This is a genomic window from Pseudomonas parakoreensis (assembly GCF_021602155.1).
Taxonomy (GTDB): domain Bacteria; phylum Pseudomonadota; class Gammaproteobacteria; order Pseudomonadales; family Pseudomonadaceae; genus Aquipseudomonas; species Aquipseudomonas parakoreensis.
Window position 1 is genome coordinate 1 of sequence record NZ_BQHY01000057.1, and the last position, 1,407, is coordinate 1,407.

General features: G+C 60.1%; 1 pseudogene. It reads left to right on the forward strand.

The window, feature by feature from the left end:
- Positions 1-1,407 (forward strand): annotated as a pseudogene (locus L6D63_RS28320) (hypothetical protein); the annotation flags it as partial.

Sequence of the window (1,407 nt, forward strand, 5' to 3'; positions counted from 1 at the left end):
TTGTTACCAATGCGCTTCTCAAGTCTCTGACTTCGCTGAACTCGGAGCTTGATCGCATGCCGCGCCGGTTTGAGCAGGCATCGACCGCACTGAAAAACAACTTCCTTGCTGCTGTCGGGCAGATCGATATTAATCCTTTGATCAGTTCCGTCGATGCTCTTGCAGCGTCGCTGACCAAACCCGAGGTTATTAACGGTATTCAGGCAATTGCTACCGGCCTGGGCAATGTTGTAGCGGTCGGAGGGGGCGGCCTGAAAGCAGTAGTCACCAATACTGACGCACTTATGGCGATCACTGGCGCGCTTGCCACTAGCGTGGGCGTGAAGCTTGTAGGTTCTTTAGTGCTGTCGGCGCAGGCGCGGGCGACAGATGCTGCTGCCGCATTGCGCCAGGTTAATTCCGCGCGCTTGGCCGCTGCCGCCGAGGTCCAGGCTGCGCAGACCGTTACACGCCGTGCCATTGCCGAGCAGCAAATGACGGGCGCCAAGCTTGCGCGAGCCAATGTCGAGCTGCTGGCAACGCGCGGAACCAACGCTGAGACCTTTGCCCTGGAAGCCCAGATTGCGGCATCCAGCGCGAACCGGGCGGCCACTCTGGCGCTGACTGAGGCGAAGGCTGCGCAGACAGTAGTAGAGAACAACCTGAATGCAGCCCTCACCAGGGGGGCGGCCACTCGAAGCGCTGCCTTGGCGGCGATTGGCGGGCCGATGGGAGCTATCACGCTGGCCGCATCGCTGGTCGCCGGCGCCTATCTGTACTTCAGTGACTCGGCCGACACCGGAACGCAGTCGCTGATTGATCAAGGCCTGACGATTGACGAGACGGTCAAGAAGTTCGATAGCCTGACCGCGGCCCAGCAGCGCAATCAGGCGTCGAAGTGGGCAAAGGCGCAACAGGCGGCACTAGACCAGGCGTCGTCTGCTGCCAGCAAATACGGAAACATCGCCGAGAATGCGATCACTTCCGTGGGTGCGGCGCGGGTAGCTGATCTGGCAACTCTGTCGAGCATGATTGCTCAGGTGAAGTCCGGACAGAAAACCCTGGACGATATCACTGTTTGGCTGCAATCGACGCAAGGCCTGTCGGGCGGATTCAAGTCCTCTCTGGAAGGGATTGCGGCCGGCTATGACACCAATATTCAATCGGCGGCTGGCTATGCCGAGCGTCTGCAATCCGTCAGCAAGCAAACGCAGGACTTGTCGGCCAACAATGGCAAACTGGCGGCATCTCAAGACGCTACCAGCAAGGCCAATGGCGCCAACGCACAGGCGTGGGACAAGTACATTGAGCAACTGACCAAGACCCGCGACCTGGTTGGCGCCAACGCAGCAGCTGAGGCGGCGTACACCGCAGTAAAAATGGGCGCCAGCGAGTCGCAGCAGGCTCAAGCCAAAGCCATCGCAAGCC